We start from the raw sequence: 21,151 nt of genomic DNA on the forward strand, positions 1-21,151 counted from the left end.
CTACCGCATCATAAGTGTAATGTTCCCCGCAGCAATAATAATTGTGATACTTAAAAAGAACATAAACGATACGATAGCTAAGCAAGCAAATACATAAATGATGCTCCGTCCAATGATATCTAAACATTGAATGATTGCTCCGCCGCCAACTGGTTGCAATACTGCTGCTGCGAACTTATAAATAAATGCGATGCAAAAAATTTGAATCGCTGGAAAAGCGACAATTAAACATAGAATGACGAGTCCGATAATTCCGACTGTGTTTTTTAATAATCCCGACGCACTAATAACTGTATCCGCCGCCTCTGTAAACATTCTTCCTACTACGGGAATAAAGTTTCCTGTTACAAATTTAGCTGTTTTCACAGCGATTCCATCCGCAACAGCTGTCGCTGTTCCTTGTACAGATAATACGCCTAAAAAAATCGTTAAAAAGATACCGATAATCCCGACGCTAACGTTTTGCAGAAGCTTGGACAATTTCGTAACTTTATATTGATCACTCATCGTACTTACAATACTTAATATCGTTGCAAGTAATAAAAGTGGTAGAACGATATAATTCATCAAAAGCCCACTCGTATTCATTAAGAAGATGATAATCGGATGAAAAAACGATACGGATACAACGCCACCACCTGTCGCTATGAGTGCAAGCAAGATAGGTAATAACGCTAATATGAAATCTACCATTGTTTGTATCGTTTCTCTTGCATATGTCATAACGACATAAAAGCTATTTAAAGCGAAAATAATTAGTACCATATATACAACTGCATCGGCTATTTTGCTTACGCTACTCTTTGAAAATGCAGATTGCAGTGATTGCAACAATGCACTAAAAATTGTGAGCATAATGAGCGTTCCGAGTAGTTTCCCATTTGCAACAAGTTCGTGAAATAAGTACTTTAATAAACCTAGCATCCACTCTTTTATAGAGATTTCTTTTTCTCCCTTTACAAACTCCATAAAGCTACCTTTTTGACTCTCTGGTAAGTAACCTCCATATTTTGTAACAAGCCCGTCCCAAAATTGCTTCACATCTTCAATTCCGAGCTTATCCAATTGTTGATCAACGACGTTTGTCTCTACAGGAGAAGCTTGTACAACAACTGGTAAAGAAAAGAAAAGGAAGCAAGCAAATAGCAGCTTAGCTCCAAACCCCCTCAACATTCACTCCCCCTTATCCCGTCGGTAAAAATCCGAGAATAGTTTCAATTACAACCGTCAAAATAGGGATCGCCATAACGAGAATTAAAATCTTTCCAGCTAATTCAATTTTCGAAGCGATTGCCCCCTGCCCTGCATCCTTTGTAATTTGCGCTCCAAACTCAGCGATATAAGCAATCCCAATAATTTTTAGCAACGTTTCTACATATACGTTGCTAACTTTCGCTTCACTCGCTACTCTCTCAATCATTTGTAAAATAGCGTGAATTTGATCGATTAAAAGAAGGAACATTACGCTACCTACGAACACAATAAATAATGACGTAATGCTAGATTTATGCTGATTCAATACAGCCGCTAAAAACGTAGCAACGAGGCCTAATCCGACAATTTGTATAATTTCGATTCGAACCGCCCCCTTTACTGGAAGAGAAAGACACTTTTAATCTTGTCGAATAGTGTATTAATTAAAAATGCGACATGAAATAAAATAACGACAAAACCGACGAGGATAACCCAATTTGCAATATCCTCACGCTTTAATTCTTTTAGTACAGTATGAATGAAAGCTAAAACAATGCCGATTCCGGCGATTTGAAATATTAATCCAACATCAATGGACATCGCCTTTCTCCCCCCTATAGCAGTAAAATTACAATAAGTAGCCCCGCTAGTACTCCTAAGCTCTTAATCATCTTTTCATATTGCAGCTGTAATGCTTTCGCTTCTTCTTCTTCTCTCTCTAAATGTGTAATACATAACCGAATATGTTTTTGTTGTGATTCACGATCATGTTGTCCGAGCGTTTCACCAAATTGCTGCAAAATCTCATACTCAGTTTGTTGAAATGCTGTTAGCTTCCAATTTTCTTTCAAACTATCTATCCAAGCTTCTCTAACTGTTTGTTCTCCACTTTCTAGCCTGCTAGCGAAACTTTGAAATATCCAATTTAACGGCTTCGGCATTTGTTTCACTAATCGCTCAGCGGCTTCAGACAATGGTGTATGCCCATACATAATTTCTGCCTCTAATGATTGCAGTGCCGCTTTTAATAATCTAAGTTGCCTCGGTCTCTCACTGTATCTTTTGGCGTATGAAAACCCGAAAAAGGTGCTGACCGCAACGATTAACACTGCACCAAATATTTTCACCATACGCCCTCAGCCTTTCTATGAGGTAATACCGGTTTTCCATATTTATCTTTCACTTGCATAACTGTTCCTGGCCCTCTTGCTTTTGACAATTCCACAAACCTATCAAAAATGCCGAGCTCTAGCACTGCCTTTAATGATGGGCGTTTCACAACATCATCATAGGAAAATCCATGTGCACTTATAAAAAGCTGAACCCCTGCATGTACAGCCTCCATAATTGCTTCACTATCTTCTTTACGACCAATTTCATCCACAATTAATATATCTGGGCTCATAGAACGGATCATCATCATCATTCCTTCAGCTTTTGGACATGCATCTAACACATCTACTCGTGTGCCAAAGTCATATTGCGGGATGCCTTTCACACAGCCAGCAATTTCTGACCGTTCATCAACAATCCCGACTTTACAAGAAGGAATTTTCGAAGTACTTACACCTTGACTCATGCAACGTGCTACATCTCTTAAAAGTGTTGTTTTCCCCGTTTGCGGCGGGCCAATTACCATCGTGTTTAACCATCGTGATTCATACAAATAGGGCAAAAGCGGTTCAGCAATGCCTATTTTTTGACGAGCAATACGAATATTAAAGGAAGAGACATCTCGAATCATTTTCACTGTGCTTTTTTCTGTAATAACTTTTCCTGCTAAGCCTATTCTATGCCCACCTCGGAGTGTCACATACCCACGCTTTAATTCTTCTTCCATTGTATAAATTGAGAAGTGACTTAACTTATTCAATAAGTAAATAGCATCCTCTGCTGTAACGATATAGTCATAAAAAAACACTTCACCTTGAGCAATACACTCTAGCGGTCTTCCAATTCGAACACGGATTTCCTCTAGAGCATCGTACTGCTTACAATTTTCCACTAACTGCTTCATCGTTTTTGGTAAAACTTCTAATACTTCTTTCATCAGCTTCGCCCCACTATACTCGACTTACTTATTTCAACAACGCGATAAAAATGCAGCCAATTCCAAGCGCTAGAAAAAAGAGTTTCAAGAAAGAGATCTCACTTGCCACACTCGCTATGCCTATTGTCATTGTTAAAATTAATACGGTCGGTCCAACAAACGCCAACATACCATTTATAAACAATGCTTTCTTCGCATCATTCACATAAAGCATAAGCAAAGCGGCGAATATTTCCGCGCTACCTGAAAACAACCGAAGTAGCCCCATTACAAGCACAGATGTTTCCATTGCCGCTAGCCACTGTTTCATTCTCCCACCTTCTCCCATAACGGTTACTAGTGCATGTGCTAAAAAAGAATATATTTGTACAACCATATGCAGAGGTTGTCTATTTCAGAATTAAAAACATAATTTTTATCTACCGCCTATAATAATTTGAATATTCTTAATAATAATGGTATTTTATGGTATATTTATTGAAAAGGAGGGAAAATGATGCAACGAGTTACTTTACTACCACTCGATTTCCGTTATGCAAATGCGATTTTCAAGCTATCAAGTGATCCACATGTAAAAAACGCATTAGGAATAAAAGTAGAAACAATCGAAGACACGAAAGCATTCCTTCTTTTCGCCATAGAAGAAGAACACCAAAAGAAGTCTTTATCGAGAGTGATTGTAAATGCAGAGAATGAAATAATTGGTCTCACCACACTTAAACATATTAATTATGAGAAGAAACAATCTCACATTGGCAGCTGGCTCGGCTATCCATACTGGGGAAAAGGATATAATGAGGCTGCAAAAAAAGAAATTTTTAAGATTGCTTTTTTAGACTTACAACTTTCCTATGTATTTGCTGGTGCTAAAACGAATAATATTCGCTCTTTAAAAGCACAAGAAAAACTACCTTATATTTCATTGCATGTGGAAAACAAATTTCCAGACGAACACGCTGCACTAGAGAAAGAAGTAAGGTCACCTTGCTCTCTGCACGTCGTGTCACGTGAAAAATTTTTAAACTGGTTGGAATTACAAAATGAGGAGGAAAAATATGAAGAGATTAAAAATTAGTTTAACAATCGTAGTAGAAGTAACTCTTATTTATCTTTTTTCATCATTGGTCGGCTGGTCATTCATGGAAGCCTTTTTCCTTGGTAGTTTAGCGATATTCGGGGCAATTTGGCTCGTTGCTTTAAATATAAGCCAAAATAACAACATTGATCACACTATATATAAAACAGGTACAGTAAAACCATTTCAAATGACATGGGGTCCTTACACAACAGGTGCTGCTAGTCTTACAGCTTTCAGTTTTATAATAACTACTATTTATTATTTGCCCTATTTTCTATAAAAAAAGCACTCGTGATAATCACGAGTGCTTTTCTACTATGCACGAGAAACGTATTTACCTTCACCAGTGTTGATGATAAGTGTTTCGCCTTCGTTAATGAAGATTGGTACTTGTACAACAAGGCCAGTTTCTAATGTAGCTGGTTTTGTTACGTTAGAAGCAGTATCACCTTTAATACCTGGCTCTGTTTCTGTAACTTGTAATTCAACTGTGTTTGGAAGTTCAACACCAAGTACTTCGCCTTGGTAAGTCATAATAGATACTTCCATGTTTTCTTTTAGGAATTTAAGCTCGCGCTCGATTTGTTTTTCACCAAGTTCGATTTGCTCATAAGTTCCGTTATCCATAAATACGTGAGACTCACCGCTTGCGTATAAGTATTGCATACGACGGTTTTCGATGTGTGCTTTTTCTACTTTCTCACCAGCACGGAATGTTTTCTCTTGAACAGAACCTGTGCGAAGGTTACGTAGTTTAGAACGAACGAATGCAGCACCTTTACCTGGCTTTACGTGTTGGAAATCAAGTACTTGCCAAAGGCCATTATCCACTGCAATTGTTAAACCTGTACGAAAATCGTTTACTGAAATCATGTAAAAAAATCCTCCTGTGTATTACAAAATAATAAGTTCTTTTGGTGATTTCGTAATTACTTCATTACCTTCACTTGTCACAATGATATCATCTTCAATACGTACGCCGCCAATACCTGGAATATAAATACCTGGCTCTACTGTTACAGCCATACCTGGTTCAAGTACTGTATCAGAACGGAATGCTAAACCTGGTGCTTCATGGATTTCAAGACCGATTCCATGACCAGTAGAATGTCCGAAGTATTCACCGTATCCTTTTTCCGTTATGTAATCACGCGTTAACGCATCCGCTTCACGGCCAGTTAAACCAGCTTTAATACCGTTCACACCACGTAATTGTGCTTCTAAAACGATATTATAAATTTCTTTCAATTTATCAGATGGTTCACCAACTGCAATCGTACGAGTAATATCAGAGCAATATCCTTTGTAATAAGCGCCGAAGTCTAATGTAACGAAATCTCCTGTTTCTATCACTTTTTCAGATGCCACGCCGTGCGGTAATGCCGAACGAAGACCTGAAGCAACGATAATATCAAACGAAGAAGATGTTGCTCCTTGTTTTCTCATGAAAAATTCAAGTTCATTTGACACTTCAATTTCAGATACTCCCGGGCGAATGAATGATAGAATATGTTCAAAGGCAGCATCTGCAATCTGTGCAGCTTCCTTTAATATCTTAATCTCTGAATCAGTCTTTATCAAGCGTAACTTTTCTACAAGCCCAGAAGTTGGGATAAATTCAGCATCGATCGCTTCTTTATGAGCTGAATAAGAACTATATGTAAGAGTATCTTGCTCAAAGCCAAGCTTTTGAATTCCTAATTCTTTCACTTGCTTTGCAACTTCATCGATAATTAATCCCGCATGCTGTACAATCTCGTATCCAACCGCTTGTTTAGTAGCTTGCTCTACGTAACGGAAATCTGTAATAAATTGAGCGCGGTTTTTCGAAATGAGTACAACACCAGCTGTTCCTGTGAAGTTAGCCATATATCTACGACTATGTTCATTTGTTAATAAAATACCGTCAATACCAGCCTCATCAAATGCACTTCTTAATCTTTCGATTTTCTCCATTACTTTATGCCTCCCTCAATTTCTCCATTAATGCAAATAACGCTAACTTATAGCCATAAAAACCAAATCCAACAATTTGTCCCACACAAACAGCTGCCGTCACAGATTCGTGACGGAACGACTCACGCTGATGAATGTTAGAAATATGTACTTCAATAACAGGAATCGAAATGCTTGCAATTGCATCTCGAATCGCATAGCTATAATGCGTAAATGCTCCAGGATTTAAAATGATCCCTTCATATATATCTTCCGCCTCATGAATACGATCGATAATCGCACCTTCATGATTCGATTGGAAACATTCTAACTCCACTCCCATTGTTTCTGCTTCTTGCTTCATATCTGCTTCAAGTGTCGCTAGCGTGCCCTTTCCATATACATTTACCTCTCTGACACCGAGGCGATTTAGGTTAGGACCGTTTACGAGGAGTACCTTTTTCATATGCTTAAAACTCCTTAATATTAAATGTCTATATAACATTTTAACATAGGAGTTACTTGTTTGAATAGTTTGTCTTCTCTTCCCCTTCTCGCTCGGCCTTATTGGTATTTACTGCGTAAGAAACAGAGTATGCTATAAATACACCATACAATATAAAAATGCATATCGTCGTCACAATTGTTTCTTTCGGTAAATGGAGTGCACTTTTAATAGCAGGCGCTATTAACCCCACTCCGAAAAATAGTAACGCCCACCAAAATAGACCATAAATAATCCCTGGCAGAATTCCTTCAAACTTTGCCAAAAACGCTTTATACAAAAAGGCAATTAAAATCGAAAGTAGTCCCATACAAACAATTCCTGACACATTTCCCCATACCCCTTCTTTCCAACTTCCAAAGGCAAATGGTAGAAGTAAATAGTTCGGTCCCGCTTCTGTAAATGAAAATATATGAAGGAAATACCATATTCCTCCCCAAAAGAGTCCACCAAATAAACCAATTTGCACAAAATTTCTTGTTCCTATATGTTCTTGACTCACATCAACACCTCCGCTCAATAGTATGCCCGAAACTATTTTGAACCATGTTTAAACACTGCGAAATTTGTCTATAAAAAGAATAAGAAATGTCCGACTCTCGTAACATTTTTCCTTGTCATCTACTTGTATTTGTCGATAAAATAAAGGAAACTCGGTGATTGTCTTATTTCAAAACGACAGAACCCAGTATGACAATTGCCTCTTTTTCTACATAAGAGAGAAACAAATACAGGTTGGTGTTAACATGGCAGAAGAGTCAAAACAAATATATGGCGGGCAAGCAGTCATAGAAGGAGTTATGTTTGGCGGTAGAGAATATACTGTTACAGCAGTTCGTCGTAAAGATAAATCGATTGAATTTTATCGATTACCACGCGTTCGTAATAAAGCATTATCTATCCTGAAAAAAATTCCATTTTTACGAGGGATTGCCGCTATTGTGGATGCAAGCGCGAACGGGGCAAAACATTTAAACTTTGCTTCAGAACGATTTGATGTTCACCCAGAAGAAGATGAACAAATTGCAAATAAAAAAGAAGAACAATCGAAGTTAACGATGGTATTAGGAGTTGCAGCAGTTGGCGTTTTATCTTTCATATTCGGTAAAGTCATTTTCACAGCAGTTCCTGCATTACTAGCTGAATTAACGAGACCGATTTTCCCATCTCATACAGGGCAAATCATTGTCGAAAGTGTCATTAAGCTCATGTTATTACTGAGCTATATATACTTTATTTCTTTAACGCCACTCATTAAGCGGGTATTTCAGTACCATGGTGCGGAGCATAAAGTAATTAATGCCTATGAGAATAATCTTTCATTGACTGTAGAAAATGTTCAAAAACAAACTCGCCTTCATTATCGTTGTGGCAGTAGCTTCATTATATTTACAGTCATTATTGGAATGTTTGTTTATTTCCTTGTCCCTACAGATCCACTTTGGGCCAGAGTGGTAAACCGAATTTTATTAATTCCAGTCGTTCTCGGTATTTCTTTTGAAGTGTTACAATTTACGAATCGATTACGCGATATTCCAGTATTACGCATACTTGGATATCCCGGATTATGGCTACAACTATTAACAACGAAAGAACCAACAGATGATCAAGTGGAAGTAGCCATTGCATCGTTTGAAGAATTATTACGTTTAGAAAACAAACAATAATTATTTAAAAATGGTGTTCAACTCCTTTCCTCATCGTTAATATACTAATTTTAATATATGTTTTTAGGAGGTGTTCCTTATGAACGGTCGTTCGTTTACTTTCGCTATATTTGTGCTTATTATCGGATTAGCAATATTCGGCCTTGTTTCATCTGTCATTACAGATCCAATGGGAGTGTTAAGAAATATTGGTATCATGTTGGCTGTCGTTGGTATCTTTTATTTACTCTACAAAATGTTTACAAACTCTAGCGGTTCAGCAAATTCGCAAAGCTCATATAAGCGCGCTGCAAAACAATCGAGCCGCAAGCATGGGAAACAAAATGTAGCACCCCTAAGCAATTCTTTCTTTAAATCAAACGCTTCTAATGACAAAGGGAAAAAAGGGAATCTTTCTTCTTTAAAGCGAAAAAGAAAACAATCTCATTTAACTGTCATTGAAGGTAAAAAAAACAAAAAGAAAGACCGTGCTTCCTTTTAGGAAATACGGTCTTTCTTTATATTTTGCAGTACTTCTTTCAAGCTTTTATCTTTCATACTTTCAATTCAAAGATGATGATTTTCAAAGGGTAAATTCCGTGTTACATCATTCGGTACAACAACGCACGTTAACCCTGCCGCAATTGCTGCTTTCAATCCGTTTAACGAGTCTTCAAATACAACGGCTTCAGACGAATCTATCCCTAAACCTTCTATTGCCACTCGGTAAAGTGCTGGATCTGGTTTTACCTTCTCAACATCTTCTCTCGTTTTAATGACTTCAAAATAATCTCGAATTTGTAGCTCTTCCAAAAAAGGAATAACCCATTCTCTAGATGAACTGGAAGCTAATGCGATTTTTAATCCCATTTCTTTCGCTTCTTGTAAGTATTCTTTTACCCCGTCACGAGCTTCTGTTATTTTCATTTTCTCTTTATGTAAAGTTTTCACTTTTTCTTTTAATGCATGCTTGTTAAACTTCTCTTTTAATTGATCATTTAAATATGCATACAGTACATCATCTGTCGTTCCAATACACTTTGCAAATTCCTCTAAAGGTAAATCTCCACCATACTCACGAACGGCGTCTCTGAAAGAGTGAAACCATATTGTTTCTGTGTCCACAATTAATCCATCAAAATCAAAAATAATTGCTTTCATAATTCTCCCATCCTTTTCGATTGAAATAAAAAAGGAAACGACATACGTTCCCTTTAATTACTTTTCTCTTCATTTGCTTTTTGAACACCACGAAGTGTTTCCACTCGAACCTCATCTTGTTCAAAGTATTGCACTAAATCACCAATGCGATCAATTGCTTCCCAGCTTAAATGATGTTCAATTCCTTCTACATCATTGTAAATCTTACTTTCATCCACACCGATAATACGCATAAATTGCTCTAGCAAGTCATGACGGTATACGAGACGTTCTCCAATTTTTTTACCTTTTGATGTTAATACAAGCCCTCTATATTTTTCATAAATTAGATATTCATCTTTGTCTAATTTTTGCACCATTTTTGTTACAGAGGATGGATGTACACTAAGCGCTTCAGCAATATCAGATACGCGGGCATAACCCTTTTCATCAATCAACAAATAAATTTGTTCAATATAATCTTCCATACTAGGGGTAGGCATCGGTTTCCTCCATCCAATTTCATTTTGCTCATTCCGTACGAAGCAATCAATAAAATGATACACCAGAAAGAATAACGTGACAAGTTGAAAACAAGCCTAAATATATAAAACAAAAAAGAATCTGTATTTGCATACAGACTTCTCTTAAGTAAAGTATTGTATTTCTGCATCAGGGAAAAACTTATATATATAACCTCTTATCGTTTCTTCCAATACTTCCGCATCATCTTTTTTATATACGTATTTCCCAATGCCGTACCGTCCCCATTTATATTTACGCTTCTCTTCATCCATTTCAAGCTTCGTACTCGGATAACGCTCTTGAATGACCTTTTTTGCTGGTTTTGTAAAGCGATGTTGAATTAATTCAAATGTTAAATTCGGTATGGACAAATCTTTTAGTGCATTGTACAGTCGTTCAAATAATTCACGGTATCCTTCTTCCCATCCTTCATGCATATAAAGTGGCGCAACTATAAAGCCAAGTGGATAACCAGCACCTGCTACTTTACGTGCTGCTTCAATACGCTCTTCAAAGGGTGACGTCCCCGGCTCAAAATTTTTAATTACATACCGTGAATTAATACTAAACCTAAAACGAGTTTTCCCATTATGTTTTGCATCTAACAAATGATCAACGTGCGAATATTTCGTAACGAAACGTAAACGCCCATGCTCACTTTCTCCAATAAATTCGATCGCCCGCTTTAATGCATGTGTTAAATGATCGATCCCAACGATATCTGATGTACAAGCAGCTTCAAACCTTGTTATTTCAGGTGCTCTTTCATCCATATATTGCTGTGCCTTCTCAAATATTTCATCAAGATTCACATACACGCGAACGTAAGGCTTACTCCCAAGTGTCGTTTGCAAATAGCAATAATGACAATGTCCCATACACCCTGTTGCAAGCGGAATTGCATATTCAGCTGACGGTTTTGACGTATCAAATTTTAATGTCTTCCTCACTCCAACGACAAGTGTCGCCTTTGCATTGCGATACTTTTGCAAATCATTTTCACCCGGCAAATTTCTAATTTGATTATGGGATGTCGTTTCACGAATCTCTAGTCCCATCTTCGTAAACTTCTCATATAGCTCTTTTCCAAGTGGATATTCAAGTGCCTTCGGTTCAAAGTAAACGAGTTTTGGCATAAACGGTTTCATATACTTCCCTCCTCTCGTTAGTATGGGGAACGTGGAAAAATTAAAACGCATTAAAGTTTTCCACGTTTTAACAGCCTTTCAAAAGGCTGTTTTTCTTCTGTCTAATTTTACAAATTGAAAAATTTCATAAAGAAAATAAGAAAAATGCAAAATAATTAAAGTTAATTGTTGACGTGATGCTTTTATTATCGGTATCATAAATCTTCGTGAGCAATTATTTTTCGTTATACGATTTTTTTATTATTACTGAATTTTTGAGAGGAGAAATTAGATGTCAGTTAAGAAGAAAACGCAAGTACGCACCGGCAAAATGGTACGTGAACTAATGTTAGCAGACGAAGATGTAAATGCTTCGCTAATTATGGTATATAGTGAAAACGGTGTAAACGCAGAAATTAAAATCGAGGGCTTAACGCCGAAATGTAACGAAGAATTATTTTTGAGCGGAAACGTGGATTGGAACAAGAGTGTTATTTATAAAATTGTTGATTTCACTGGAAACGCTGAAGTTGGTAAAGTTACATTAACAGCGATGAACAAAAATAATGTTTCTCTAGAAATAGAACGCGTTATGTGGAGTAAAGAAAATAAAGAGGCTGCTGAACAAGAAGAAACAGTTGTAGAAACTACTCCGAAAAAAGAAGTAGTTGTAGAAGCTCCAAAAGCAGTTACACCTGCTCCAAAGCCTGTTACACGTGTAGAAACACCTGCTACAGCACCAACACCGAAGCCTACTCCGGCACCGAAGCCAGTAAGTGTAGAAGCAGCTGTGGAATTATCTACTCCAGCACCTGTGAAACGAGAAGTACCAACTCCGGTTACAAAGCAAGAGACAGCACCGGTCGCGCCTGCAAAACCGAAGCAACCTGCTTTGACTGAAACAAATTCAAAACTACAAGAAAATTATGTGAAACTCGTGAAAAAGACAATTGAAGTTTGTCAAGATTACGAGCTTGGCATCGACATAGATGATTCTATTGAAGGCTTAAAAGAAGAACTACAAAGCCAAGGTATTAGCGTTACATTTGACAAAGAAATTATGGACGTTGTCAATCGCCTTCGTTCTTTACAAGATAAAGGAATCAAAGTAGAAAAAGTACTTAATTTACTATAAAAAAATAAGAGGCGGCAATTGCCACCTCTTATTTTTTATAATTCCATTCTTTACTTTCATACTTTTCTTTTGCTAACGTTTGCACTTCATGTAATTGTTCTTCTGTTAATTCATACGGAACAAGCTCTACATCTAATCCTTTTTCAAACCCAACCTCAAACGCTTTAATTAACTGCTCGATTGTAAACGTACGGTCTGTTAATTCATTAATTGCTACCGCTTTAGATGAGAACATACTCTTCATACGTTCTTTCACACGTTCATTCGGGAATAAAAACAGATCATATAACTCATCTAAATCTATTTCTAATGGAATCGACCCGTGCTGTAAAATAACGCCTTTTTGACGTGTTTGCGCACTACCTGCGATTTTTCTTCCTTCTACTACAATTTCATACCAAGACGGCGCATCAAAACATACGCCTGAACGTGGATTTTTTAAATTTTCACGATCTGCTTCTGTTTTTGGAACTGCATAATACGCTTCTAACCCTAATGCTTTAAAACCATCTAATAAACCTTGCGAAATAACACGATACGCTTCTGTAACTGTTTTTGGCATATTTGGATGATCTTCAGACACAATAACACTGTACGTTAATTCTTTATCATGTAGTACACCCCTGCCGCCTGTTTGACGACGAACGAATCCATATTTCTTTTCGTTAACTACATCCATATTAATATCTTTTTCAACACGCTGGAAATATCCGACTGTTAATGTTGGTACTTCCCATTCATAAAAGCGAATAGTTGGTGGCATTTTCTTTTCACTTTGCCAATTTAATAGACATTCATCTAACGCCATATTAAATGCCGGTGAACATTGACCAGAGTTAATATAACACCATTTTTCTTTTCCCATCCTGCACCTCATATAACCAATTATTTTTCACATTCTCTAGTCTACCAAATTCGACAAAATTTGTGAAAGAATACGAAATTTCTTCTTATATACAAATGAATCTGTTGCATAAATACATACGGGCATTATAATATTGAAAGTAGGATAAGAAAAAAGGGAGCGATAGAATCGTGTCAACAACTTGGATTATTTTATTAGCCGTAATCGTAGCGTTCATCGGTTACACTGTATGGATGTATTTCTATCAGAAGAAATTAATTACAACACTTTCAGAAGAAGAGTTTCGCGCTGGCTACCGTAAAGCACAGCTTATCGATATTCGCGAAGCAGACGAATATACTGCAGGGCATATTTTAGGCGCACGTAACATTCCGTTATCACAAATTCGCCTTCGTCATAAAGAACTTCGTAAAGATCAACCAGTTTACTTATACTGTCAAAGTGGATTCCGTACCGGTCGTGCGGCTCAATACTTAAAGAAACAAGGCTACAAAGATTTCTACCAATTACAAGGTGGATTTAAAACGTGGACTGGAAAAATTAAAAAGAAATAATAACATACAAAAACTAGCTGAATAATTCAGCTAGTTTTTTCATTTGAAAACTTTCCACGTTATTCTCACACATTTTGACAAAAATTCTTTTATAGACGCAAGAAAGACCCCTATCATTCTCACGCCCAAATAAAAAGGTTACGCGAATAACAGAAGTCATATTTATAACATAGTTTGTGAAAAGCTTTTCAGGTCAAGATTTTTTTCATTCTTATTATTTTCCCTTTATAATAAGAGGAAGAGGTGATACATATGGCCAATATAAAACAAATTGCAAAAACCGCTGGTGTATCCATATCAACTGTTTCTCGCGTCCTGAATAATCACCCTTACGTAAAAGAAGAAAAACGTAAGCGTGTTCTAGATGCTGTTGAAGAATTGAACTATGCCAAAAATATAAATGCTATTCATTTAATAAAAGGAAAAACATATACGATCGGTGTTATGCTCCCTTTCATTAACCTTCCATACTTCAGTACCATTATTGAAGGAATCGGTAACGAAGCGTTAGCAGCTGGATATCACATTAATTTATGTCAAACGAATTACGATAGTATCGAAGAAATTCGTGTTCTGGAAATGATGAAAATGAAACAATTCGACGGGATGATTATTTGCTCTCGAACGAGTTCATGGGAACAAATTGAAACTTTCGCAAAATTTGCTCCTATTATTTCATGCGAAAAAATGCACCACCCCCTCATTTCATCTGTCTACGTAGATCATTATGAAGGCTTCCGTCTCGGCACCGCCTATTTACTCAATAAAGGTCATGAAAAAATCGGGATTTGTTTAGCAAGAAAAACAAGTGTAAATTCTATGGAACGTGAAAAAGCGTTTGCTGATACACTTCGTAACGAAGGCAAAACGTTACATCCCGAATGGATTTTTCACCAATGCTATACAATGCAAGACGGTGCACAAATACTCCATCGTATTGTAAACATGAAAAATCGTCCAACCGCTATTTTTACAGCGAACGATCAAGTTGCAGCTGGTTTATTAACAGAGGCTCGAAAGCAAGGTCTTCGAGTACCCGAAGATCTTGCTATCCTCGGATTTGATAATCATGAAATTTCAAAGGCGTTAGAAATTTCAACAATTGAACATCCCGGTCTCGAAATGGGCTCACATGCGTTTTCTTTATTCCATAAACAAATCCAAAGCGAGCAAATTATCGGGAACGCAAAAGAGCTTTCATTCCATTTAATCGAACGAGATACTGTCTAATAAGAGCGTTACCTATAGCGCTCTTTTCCAGCTCTTCACCTATTGACTTTATATTTTTACTCGCATATAATAAACCTAACGAACGGTAGGTAGGGGATGAAAATGACAGCAAACCGCATTAAAGCTGTAGCACTTTCTCATTTCGCACGCTACGGCTACGAAGGAACTTCATTAGCAAATATTGCTCAAGAAGTCGGGATTAAAAAACCATCAATTTACGCACACTTTAAAGGAAAAGAAGAGCTATATTTTATATGCTTAGAATCCGCTCTTCAAAAAGATTTACAGAGCTTCACAGGCGATATCGAAAAGTTTTCCAATTCGTCTACTGAAGAATTGCTCTTACAGCTACTAAAGGGCTATGCAAAACGATTTGGTGAAAGTGAAGAATCAATGTTTTGGTTACGAACTTCTTATTTTCCGCCTGATGCATTTCGCGAACAAATTATTAATAAAGCAAATGTACACATTGAAAACGTCGGAAAACTTTTATTCCCTGTATTTAAAAAAGCAAGCGAACGAGATGAGTTGCATAACATTGAAGTAAAAGACGCCTTAGAGGCTTTTCTATGCTTACTTGACGGTCTTATGGTTGAACTACTATACGCAGGTTTAAATCGTTTTGAGACACGTTTAGACGCTTCTTGGAAAGTATTTTGGCGTGGACTTTCAAACTGACGGATTGCTCCTTTGCAATGCGTCGTTTTTAAGCCCTTTACCTAACGACTGGTAGGAAGGAGAAATGACATATGGCATGGATTTATGTAATCTTAGCTGGTATTATTGAAATCTTTTGGGTAATTGGATTAAAACACGCGGAGGCTCCACTTGAATGGGCTGGTGTTGCGTTATTAATTACAATTAGTTTCGTCTTATTATTTAGAGCTTATAAAGATTTACCTGTTGGTACTGTATACGCAGTCTTCACTGGAATTGGAGCTGGTGGAATCGTTCTTACAGAAATTTTCGTTTTCGGAGAGCCATTCTCTATCGTAAAAGTATTATTAATTGGTTTAATCTTCTTTGGCGTAATTGGTTTAAAGCGAGTAACAGAAGAAAAAGAAGCGAAGGAGGCCGCATAAAATGGCTTGGGTATTTTTAATTCTAGCTGGTATTTGTGAAATTATTGGTGTACTCTTTATGAAAGTAGCCACTGAAAAGAAAGGCTGGGCACCAAAAGTTATTTTAATTGCTAACTTCGGCGTAAGCTTCTTCTTCTTATCCCTTGCGATGAACACATTACCGATGGGAACTGCTTACGCGATTTGGACTGGAATCGGAACTGCCGGAAGTGCACTTCTAGGCATCCTTATTTTCCGCGAATCAGCGGATTGGCGTCGCCTTGCTTTCTTAAGCTGCATTCTATGCGGCACTGTTGGCTTAAAACTATTAAGCTAACGTGAGGTGAATGTCATGTGGAAAGAAAAAGGGAAGCAACTGTTAGCATGGATCACACTTAGTATCGTCATTCTATTACAAATAAGTTTTCACATAATAGAATGGTTGTTTCATAAAGTAGTATCCATTCTCACATTCCTTCCTAACATGACACTTGAAATAATATCAATCGTCTGGTCCATTATTGCCTCCATTGCAATCGTCATTATATGGAGTATCGCCAGGCTATGGAATAAGTTATTTAAAAAGGACAGTTCTTCTGAAAAAGAGTAACTGTCCTTTTTTATATTCATTCAGACTTTCTATAAAAGTTTGATGTAATAAGACAAAACAGACCGACTATGGCAATACTTATACCAACCCCTTTATGCAAACTAGGAAATAACGGTGGTATATCTGAATAAACATTTGCTAATATGAGACCGATTGAAACGAAAAATATCCCTATTCTATATAACCATTTTCTTTTGTTCATTATTCTCCCCTCCTAAAATTTTTCATACACTCCTTTCTTTTGGACATACTACCTAAAAAAGGAGTGGATAATATGCAAAATTCCGTACATAAACAGATCCTATTTTTATTTTTCCTCTTTCTTATTCTCGTTATCGTTTTCAGCTTTATATTACATACTCCAAAAGATGTTGTACCGAATAGCCTCTCTGTTTATAAAGTGAAACTTTAATCAGTGGGGGTTTTGTTCATCCCCCACTGATTATTAGTTGAACCAATCGGACTTTTACGGACAGTTGATCCCCCACCTAACTTCTTTGCTTCCACTGAATTTTGAGGTGGGGGTCTTACTGCCCGTTAAAGCGGGATAAACTTTTACTTTCCTATTGTCGCTATTGAAGAAGATGCCTTACATAAGGCACCTTTTAAAATTCTCTCTTCTCATACAATTTCACTGAAACGAAGATAGATATTATAAACATGCATATTGAACTAATGAATAACACGCTGTTATATAGTTGAATTTGTTCCATGCTGATTTCAAAGAACATGGTACCAATTGCTGTCGGTGCTATTAGTATGAAAAACGTAATAAAAGTAGCTTTTTTGTAGCTAACCCAAAACAACATCGGTAAGACAAAACTTAAATATATAAAAACAAAACCAGAAATCGTAATTACTGTTGTCGTTATAAATTCAACAGTTCCATCTTCAAACCGATTAATTACTACAGGACTAGACACTATCATACTTATAATAAAAATAATAAGTGCCATTATGTATTTAGCTAACACAATTTGCGTTCTTGCTAGTGGTAAACTATTTACTATTACTTCACTATTATATTTTTTATCGTCATTAAATGTTCTTAAAATTGCTATAACTGGAATTATAGCTGACATAATTATGTAAAAACTTTTCATGTCTATTAATGTCATATACATGAAAAGAGGATATATTAAGTGCCATATTAAATACTTCCATTGCACGATAAAGTCTTTTATTATAAGTTGCTTCACAATCGCTCCCTCCTTATAAATCACGCTCATTGTATAAGTTAATTGAGAGTAACATGGACATAACATACAAAATAAGAAGCCCTGCTATAAAACAAATATTTACGACTAGACTCGTGTTCCAAGCATTTTCTACATCTAACCAAACGTTACTTACAATCAATCCACTCAAATATCCCAATGCAAGTCCGGCGAACGGAGCAATTTGTTTGGCACTGCTATATCCTACTGAGAATTCAATCGGAAGTACAATTATGCTACAAACAAACCCACCTGTTATACCTCCGAGAATTTCTCCCCATAGCATAAATCCAGTCATATGCTCATTTTGCAACTGTATGAAACCAATCACTAGTGAGAAACATCCACCTAGAGCAACTAAAATACTTACAAATATGTATTTCCCTATGACAAGATCTTTACGGTCAAACGGTAAACTATTTACTATCGTTTCACTTTTATTTTTCCCCTCATAACTCATTGACAGTACCGTGCTAAGAAAAGGTATAGATACGCTAATCGTCATAAGAAAACTATCACTACGAAAATCAACAATAGCAAGGAAAACCAAACATATAAGATAAACAAACCCTAACTTTCTTTGCATCATCATATCTTTTAAAACTAATTGCTTGATCATGTATTGCACCTCCTAATATGAAAATGTCCCTTCTATAACTCTGCCTGCTGAAACATTTTCATTGAGAGGAACATTGATATGAATATACTCACTAATACTCCAATACCAAGAACACCCATTGCTTGCGTAGCCTCTTGAGAGTGAAGTACTTTTAACATAATTGTTTTATCACCAAAAATATTGCACATAAGACCAATCATGCCTATTAAAGGAAACAGCATAATCAAATTCAAGACTGTAATAACTTTATATCCCCCAATGTAATTAGTCGGTATCGTTACTACACAATAAATCAAAGTTGCTACTATTGCTGAAAACACTGCATATCCAGGAATAACTATATCTCTGTCTAATAAAATATTTCCTAATATTATGACTATAAAAGTTATACTCAAACCAGCTATAATAAATAATGTGCTTGAAATATATTTAGATATAACTATCTCTTTTCTCGTTATAGGCAAACTCACTAATACTTTTTCTGTTTTACTTTTCTCCTCATGATAAAAAGAAATATAAATAATTGTACTACATGTTATAAATAATCCTATTGCAATCCCCATTGGTTCGACGGAATTCTTAAAAATAGATAAAATAGGGATTAAAAAATAGAAAGGAAACATCTTCTTCTGTAAAAAAAACTCCTTCAAAATCAACTGTTGCATATGAATTCTCCTCTCTATAAATCACGCGTTTCATAAATTTTAATTGTAAGAAGCATAGAAACGATATAGACACTAGCTAATATAATTCCTCCAATTATAAATACACCAATATGCACCGGGTTCATAATCCACTCCATGAATGGAGGCGTTGTTTCATCCAATCCATCACTAATAAATAGCCAAATAATTACACCTACTCCCATTGATGCTGCTGATACTATACTTCTCACTACCTTTGATTTTGTACCATAATAACTGGGGAAAAACATTGCAACAAAAAGCAAGGCGTAAACAGCTCCATTTATTACTTCATACCATGGAATTTCAATGTATAGATTCGGATGGTATGTACCGATATCACCAATTACCACAATGCCTCTTATAAGAAAAACAACTAACATCGTAGAAAGAATGGCACCGACAATAAATATTGCACAGGAAATATATCTAGCAATAATGATATCCTTTCGACTTACTGGTAAACTATTTATAATAATGTCACTTTTATTTCTTTCATCCATAAAGGTTAACGTCATAACGGAGGAAAGGGTTATAAATAGACAACTCATCGGAAATAAAAATTCACCACTTGGCTCTAACATAAAAAACAAAAGAGGCATAACAAAATTCACTAACCACATTACCCGAAAAAAGAACAAATCTTTATATACGAGCTGACGCATAGGCACCTCTCCCTTTCGCAGTGTAAACGATAATATCATCTAATGTAGGCTTTTCTAATACAACCTCATTTCCAAACCAGTCGATAATTGCTTGTTTATCCTTCGCTAAACCTTCAAAACCAAATTTATTTTTTCGTAATCCAACAAATAGTTCTTTTCCTTCTCGATCTAATAAATCATTACTTCCTTTTACGATTACGTAGTTCTCCATCAAGTCTTCTTTTTCACCAGTAAATATAATTTCTCCATCGTTGATAAACGTAATATAATCTGCAATGCGCTCTAAATCTGTTGTAATGTGCGTTGAGAATAATACCGATACTTCATCTTCCATTACAATTTCTTGCAACATATCAAGTAATTCACTTCGAACAACTGGATCTAATCCTGCTGTTGGTTCATCCATGATGATAAATTCTGCGTGGTGCGAGAGCGCGATGGCAATCGCAAATTTCATTTTCATTCCTTTTGATAATTCTTTAATTTTTTTATACTTCGGAACTTGCAATCTATGCATATACGATTGATACTGCTCTTCATCCCACTTTTTATATAACGGTGCAATAATACGCTTCATTTGCTCACACGTTAAATCTTCGTAATAATGATTTTCATCATATACAAAGCCGATATTTTGCTTTATTTCCTTTTCGGCTTTCTTGTTGTCCTTGCCAAAAATTTTTATATCGCCGCTATCTTTTCGAATTAAATTCATAATCATTTTGATCGTCGTACTTTTCCCGGCCCCGTTCGGTCCGACAAATCCCATAATATATCCGCGTGGTAATGTAAAACTTATATTTTTTACTGCAAAATCTTCATAGCTTTTACATACGTTTTTTAACTCTAACATCTCTTATTCCCCCTCATATAAACACGCAATCATCTGCTGTAATTCTTCAAGTGAAAGCTGTAACGCTTTACTTTCATTTACAATCTCTTCCGCTTTACTTTCCAATAGACGAAGCCTTTGTTCTTTTAATAGTTCATTATTTTTACGTGAAACATAAGTCCCCTTCCCAGCAACAGTTTCTATATATCCTTCTTTCTCAAGCTCCTCGTACGCACGCTTCGTAGTAATTACACTAATTTGTAATTCCTTTGCTAAGCTACGAATAGACGGTAATTGGTCTCCACCCTTTAAACCACCATTTAAAATAAGCTGGCTTAATTGTTTTCTTATCTGTACATAAATAGGGTCTTGGGAAGAATTCGAAATAATAATATTCATGTTTTCCTCCAGTGTGTATATACTGTATATACCTTATATATACAGTATATACACACCATCCTATTTTTGGCAAGAAAAAAA

Annotated in this window: 32 protein-coding genes; 11 read left to right on the forward strand and 21 right to left on the reverse strand. The window is 36.2% G+C overall.

The features are described 5' to 3' along the window. From spoIIIAE to PSR14_RS21960, 6 genes are read right to left on the reverse strand one after another with little or no spacing between them, the layout of a single operon-like run. On the reverse strand, positions 1 to 1,173 hold the full coding sequence (spoIIIAE, locus tag PSR14_RS21935; RefSeq protein ID WP_000943695.1) for a stage III sporulation protein AE: 1,173 nt from the start codon (positions 1,171 to 1,173) through the stop codon (positions 1 to 3). Between the two features lie 10 nt (positions 1,174 to 1,183). Then, positions 1,184 to 1,567 carry a stage III sporulation protein AD gene (spoIIIAD, locus tag PSR14_RS21940; protein WP_077317075.1) on the reverse strand — a complete coding sequence of 128 codons (384 nt, stop codon included), beginning with the start codon at positions 1,565 to 1,567 and terminating at the stop codon, positions 1,184 to 1,186. A gap of 23 nt (positions 1,568 to 1,590) precedes the next feature. Continuing rightward, positions 1,591 to 1,794 carry a stage III sporulation protein AC gene (gene spoIIIAC, locus PSR14_RS21945; RefSeq protein WP_000020914.1) on the reverse strand — a complete coding sequence of 68 codons (204 nt, stop codon included), beginning with the start codon at positions 1,792 to 1,794 and terminating at the stop codon, positions 1,591 to 1,593. Positions 1,795 to 1,808: 14 nt separating this feature from the next. After that, positions 1,809 to 2,324, reverse strand: a complete 516-nt coding sequence (spoIIIAB, locus tag PSR14_RS21950; RefSeq protein WP_000238697.1) for a stage III sporulation protein SpoIIIAB — start codon at positions 2,322 to 2,324, stop codon at positions 1,809 to 1,811. Beyond that, positions 2,318 to 3,244 (reverse strand): stage III sporulation protein AA, encoded by a 927-nt coding sequence (spoIIIAA, locus tag PSR14_RS21955; RefSeq protein WP_000665886.1) that lies wholly within the window; start codon positions 3,242 to 3,244, stop codon positions 2,318 to 2,320. The genes spoIIIAB and spoIIIAA overlap by 7 nt, the downstream gene beginning before the upstream one ends. A 28-nt stretch (positions 3,245 to 3,272) precedes the next feature. Further along, positions 3,273 to 3,554: a YqhV family protein gene (locus tag PSR14_RS21960; protein WP_000816054.1), complete on the reverse strand. Its 282-nt coding sequence runs from the start codon at positions 3,552 to 3,554 to the stop codon at positions 3,273 to 3,275. 186 nt (positions 3,555 to 3,740) lie between these two features. On the opposite strand from PSR14_RS21960, the gene PSR14_RS21965 reads away from it, so the two are divergent. Beyond that, positions 3,741 to 4,319: a GNAT family N-acetyltransferase gene (locus PSR14_RS21965; RefSeq protein ID WP_001190070.1), complete on the forward strand. Its 579-nt coding sequence runs from the start codon at positions 3,741 to 3,743 to the stop codon at positions 4,317 to 4,319. Continuing rightward, a complete protein-coding gene (locus tag PSR14_RS21970; RefSeq protein WP_000825746.1) occupies positions 4,300 to 4,602 on the forward strand; it encodes a hypothetical protein in 303 nt (100 codons plus the stop codon). Before PSR14_RS21965 ends, PSR14_RS21970 begins: the two co-directional genes overlap by 20 nt. A 35-nt stretch (positions 4,603 to 4,637) precedes the next feature. On the opposite strand, the gene efp is transcribed toward PSR14_RS21970, so the two are convergent. The 4 genes from efp to PSR14_RS21990 are packed head-to-tail and all read right to left on the reverse strand — an operon-like array spanning position 4,638 to position 7,264. Next, the gene (efp, locus tag PSR14_RS21975) at positions 4,638 to 5,195 is read right to left on the reverse strand and encodes an elongation factor P (protein WP_000626512.1); all 558 of its coding nucleotides are present in this window, start codon (positions 5,193 to 5,195) and stop codon (positions 4,638 to 4,640) included. Positions 5,196 to 5,216: 21 nt separating this feature from the next. Further along, positions 5,217 to 6,278: a Xaa-Pro dipeptidase gene (gene pepQ, locus PSR14_RS21980; protein ID WP_000411051.1), complete on the reverse strand. Its 1,062-nt coding sequence runs from the start codon at positions 6,276 to 6,278 to the stop codon at positions 5,217 to 5,219. A gap of 4 nt (positions 6,279 to 6,282) precedes the next feature. Then, positions 6,283 to 6,723 (reverse strand): type II 3-dehydroquinate dehydratase, encoded by a 441-nt coding sequence (aroQ, locus tag PSR14_RS21985; protein ID WP_000757088.1) that lies wholly within the window; start codon positions 6,721 to 6,723, stop codon positions 6,283 to 6,285. A 52-nt stretch (positions 6,724 to 6,775) separates the two neighbouring features. Further along, entirely contained in the window at positions 6,776 to 7,264 is a 489-nt protein-coding gene (locus tag PSR14_RS21990; protein ID WP_000076575.1) for a YqhR family membrane protein, read from the reverse strand. 244 nt (positions 7,265 to 7,508) lie between these two features. Here PSR14_RS21990 and PSR14_RS21995 point away from each other — a divergent pair, with 244 nt between their 5' ends. Next, complete coding sequence (locus PSR14_RS21995; protein WP_000807112.1) at positions 7,509 to 8,429, forward strand: DUF1385 domain-containing protein; 921 nt, start codon at positions 7,509 to 7,511, stop codon at positions 8,427 to 8,429. Between the two features lie 79 nt (positions 8,430 to 8,508). Then, entirely contained in the window at positions 8,509 to 8,910 is a 402-nt protein-coding gene (locus tag PSR14_RS22000; RefSeq protein WP_001014446.1) for an SA1362 family protein, read from the forward strand. A 65-nt stretch (positions 8,911 to 8,975) separates the two neighbouring features. On the opposite strand, the gene PSR14_RS22005 is transcribed toward PSR14_RS22000, so the two are convergent. From PSR14_RS22005 to splB, 3 genes are all read right to left on the reverse strand, one after another. Next, the gene (locus tag PSR14_RS22005) at positions 8,976 to 9,569 is read right to left on the reverse strand and encodes an HAD family hydrolase (protein WP_142328667.1); all 594 of its coding nucleotides are present in this window, start codon (positions 9,567 to 9,569) and stop codon (positions 8,976 to 8,978) included. A 53-nt stretch (positions 9,570 to 9,622) separates the two neighbouring features. After that, positions 9,623 to 10,051 (reverse strand): transcriptional regulator MntR, encoded by a 429-nt coding sequence (gene mntR, locus PSR14_RS22010; RefSeq protein ID WP_001143073.1) that lies wholly within the window; start codon positions 10,049 to 10,051, stop codon positions 9,623 to 9,625. A 144-nt stretch (positions 10,052 to 10,195) separates the two neighbouring features. Continuing rightward, positions 10,196 to 11,221, reverse strand: coding sequence for a spore photoproduct lyase (gene splB, locus PSR14_RS22015; protein WP_000802120.1), 1,026 nt, complete (start codon positions 11,219 to 11,221; stop codon positions 10,196 to 10,198). A 271-nt stretch (positions 11,222 to 11,492) separates the two neighbouring features. Here splB and PSR14_RS22020 point away from each other — a divergent pair, with 271 nt between their 5' ends. After that, the gene (locus PSR14_RS22020; RefSeq protein ID WP_061132211.1) at positions 11,493 to 12,335 is read left to right on the forward strand and encodes a hypothetical protein; all 843 of its coding nucleotides are present in this window, start codon (positions 11,493 to 11,495) and stop codon (positions 12,333 to 12,335) included. 28 nt (positions 12,336 to 12,363) lie between these two features. Here the strand turns inward: PSR14_RS22020 and PSR14_RS22025 are convergent, their stop codons facing one another. Continuing rightward, positions 12,364 to 13,200, reverse strand: a complete 837-nt coding sequence (locus PSR14_RS22025) for a biotin/lipoate A/B protein ligase family protein (RefSeq protein WP_000514079.1) — start codon at positions 13,198 to 13,200, stop codon at positions 12,364 to 12,366. A 170-nt stretch (positions 13,201 to 13,370) separates the two neighbouring features. Between PSR14_RS22025 and PSR14_RS22030 the strand changes: the two genes are divergently transcribed. The 6 genes from PSR14_RS22030 to PSR14_RS22055 all read left to right on the forward strand — a co-directional run bounded on the left by PSR14_RS22030 (position 13,371) and on the right by PSR14_RS22055 (position 16,655). Continuing rightward, complete coding sequence (locus PSR14_RS22030) at positions 13,371 to 13,754, forward strand: rhodanese-like domain-containing protein (protein ID WP_000108655.1); 384 nt, start codon at positions 13,371 to 13,373, stop codon at positions 13,752 to 13,754. 252 nt (positions 13,755 to 14,006) lie between these two features. Beyond that, positions 14,007 to 14,984: a LacI family DNA-binding transcriptional regulator gene (locus PSR14_RS22035; RefSeq protein WP_061132210.1), complete on the forward strand. Its 978-nt coding sequence runs from the start codon at positions 14,007 to 14,009 to the stop codon at positions 14,982 to 14,984. A gap of 96 nt (positions 14,985 to 15,080) precedes the next feature. Next, positions 15,081 to 15,662 carry a TetR/AcrR family transcriptional regulator gene (locus PSR14_RS22040; RefSeq protein ID WP_061132209.1) on the forward strand — a complete coding sequence of 194 codons (582 nt, stop codon included), beginning with the start codon at positions 15,081 to 15,083 and terminating at the stop codon, positions 15,660 to 15,662. A 71-nt stretch (positions 15,663 to 15,733) separates the two neighbouring features. Further along, a complete protein-coding gene (locus PSR14_RS22045; RefSeq protein ID WP_000312349.1) occupies positions 15,734 to 16,066 on the forward strand; it encodes a multidrug efflux SMR transporter in 333 nt (110 codons plus the stop codon). 1 nt (position 16,067) lies between these two features. Beyond that, positions 16,068 to 16,382 carry a multidrug efflux SMR transporter gene (locus tag PSR14_RS22050; protein WP_098487579.1) on the forward strand — a complete coding sequence of 105 codons (315 nt, stop codon included), beginning with the start codon at positions 16,068 to 16,070 and terminating at the stop codon, positions 16,380 to 16,382. A 15-nt stretch (positions 16,383 to 16,397) separates the two neighbouring features. After that, positions 16,398 to 16,655, forward strand: a complete 258-nt coding sequence (locus PSR14_RS22055) for a DUF3975 family protein (protein ID WP_000265386.1) — start codon at positions 16,398 to 16,400, stop codon at positions 16,653 to 16,655. Positions 16,656 to 16,671: 16 nt separating this feature from the next. Here PSR14_RS22055 and PSR14_RS22060 read toward each other — a convergent pair whose 3' ends face one another. The 7 genes from PSR14_RS22060 to PSR14_RS22090 all read right to left on the reverse strand — a co-directional run bounded on the left by PSR14_RS22060 (position 16,672) and on the right by PSR14_RS22090 (position 21,070). After that, complete coding sequence (locus tag PSR14_RS22060) at positions 16,672 to 16,857, reverse strand: hypothetical protein (protein ID WP_061185686.1); 186 nt, start codon at positions 16,855 to 16,857, stop codon at positions 16,672 to 16,674. Positions 16,858 to 17,260: 403 nt separating this feature from the next. Further along, positions 17,261 to 17,854 carry an ABC-2 transporter permease gene (locus tag PSR14_RS22065; RefSeq protein WP_000811438.1) on the reverse strand — a complete coding sequence of 198 codons (594 nt, stop codon included), beginning with the start codon at positions 17,852 to 17,854 and terminating at the stop codon, positions 17,261 to 17,263. Between the two features lie 13 nt (positions 17,855 to 17,867). After that, positions 17,868 to 18,491 (reverse strand): ABC-2 transporter permease, encoded by a 624-nt coding sequence (locus PSR14_RS22070; protein ID WP_000595387.1) that lies wholly within the window; start codon positions 18,489 to 18,491, stop codon positions 17,868 to 17,870. A gap of 32 nt (positions 18,492 to 18,523) precedes the next feature. Continuing rightward, positions 18,524 to 19,156, reverse strand: a complete 633-nt coding sequence (locus PSR14_RS22075; protein WP_001186556.1) for an ABC-2 transporter permease — start codon at positions 19,154 to 19,156, stop codon at positions 18,524 to 18,526. A gap of 14 nt (positions 19,157 to 19,170) precedes the next feature. Beyond that, complete coding sequence (locus PSR14_RS22080) at positions 19,171 to 19,839, reverse strand: ABC-2 transporter permease (RefSeq protein WP_098487578.1); 669 nt, start codon at positions 19,837 to 19,839, stop codon at positions 19,171 to 19,173. Then, on the reverse strand, positions 19,820 to 20,692 hold the full coding sequence (locus PSR14_RS22085) for an ABC transporter ATP-binding protein (protein WP_000891296.1): 873 nt from the start codon (positions 20,690 to 20,692) through the stop codon (positions 19,820 to 19,822). The genes PSR14_RS22080 and PSR14_RS22085 overlap by 20 nt, the downstream gene beginning before the upstream one ends. A gap of 3 nt (positions 20,693 to 20,695) precedes the next feature. Beyond that, positions 20,696 to 21,070 carry a GntR family transcriptional regulator gene (locus PSR14_RS22090; RefSeq protein ID WP_001021352.1) on the reverse strand — a complete coding sequence of 125 codons (375 nt, stop codon included), beginning with the start codon at positions 21,068 to 21,070 and terminating at the stop codon, positions 20,696 to 20,698. Positions 21,071 to 21,151: the final 81 nt, after the last annotated feature.

It is taken from the genome of Bacillus sp. A01H, from assembly GCF_045277205.1.
Lineage (GTDB): Bacteria > Bacillota > Bacilli > Bacillales > Bacillaceae_G > Bacillus_A > Bacillus_A paranthracis.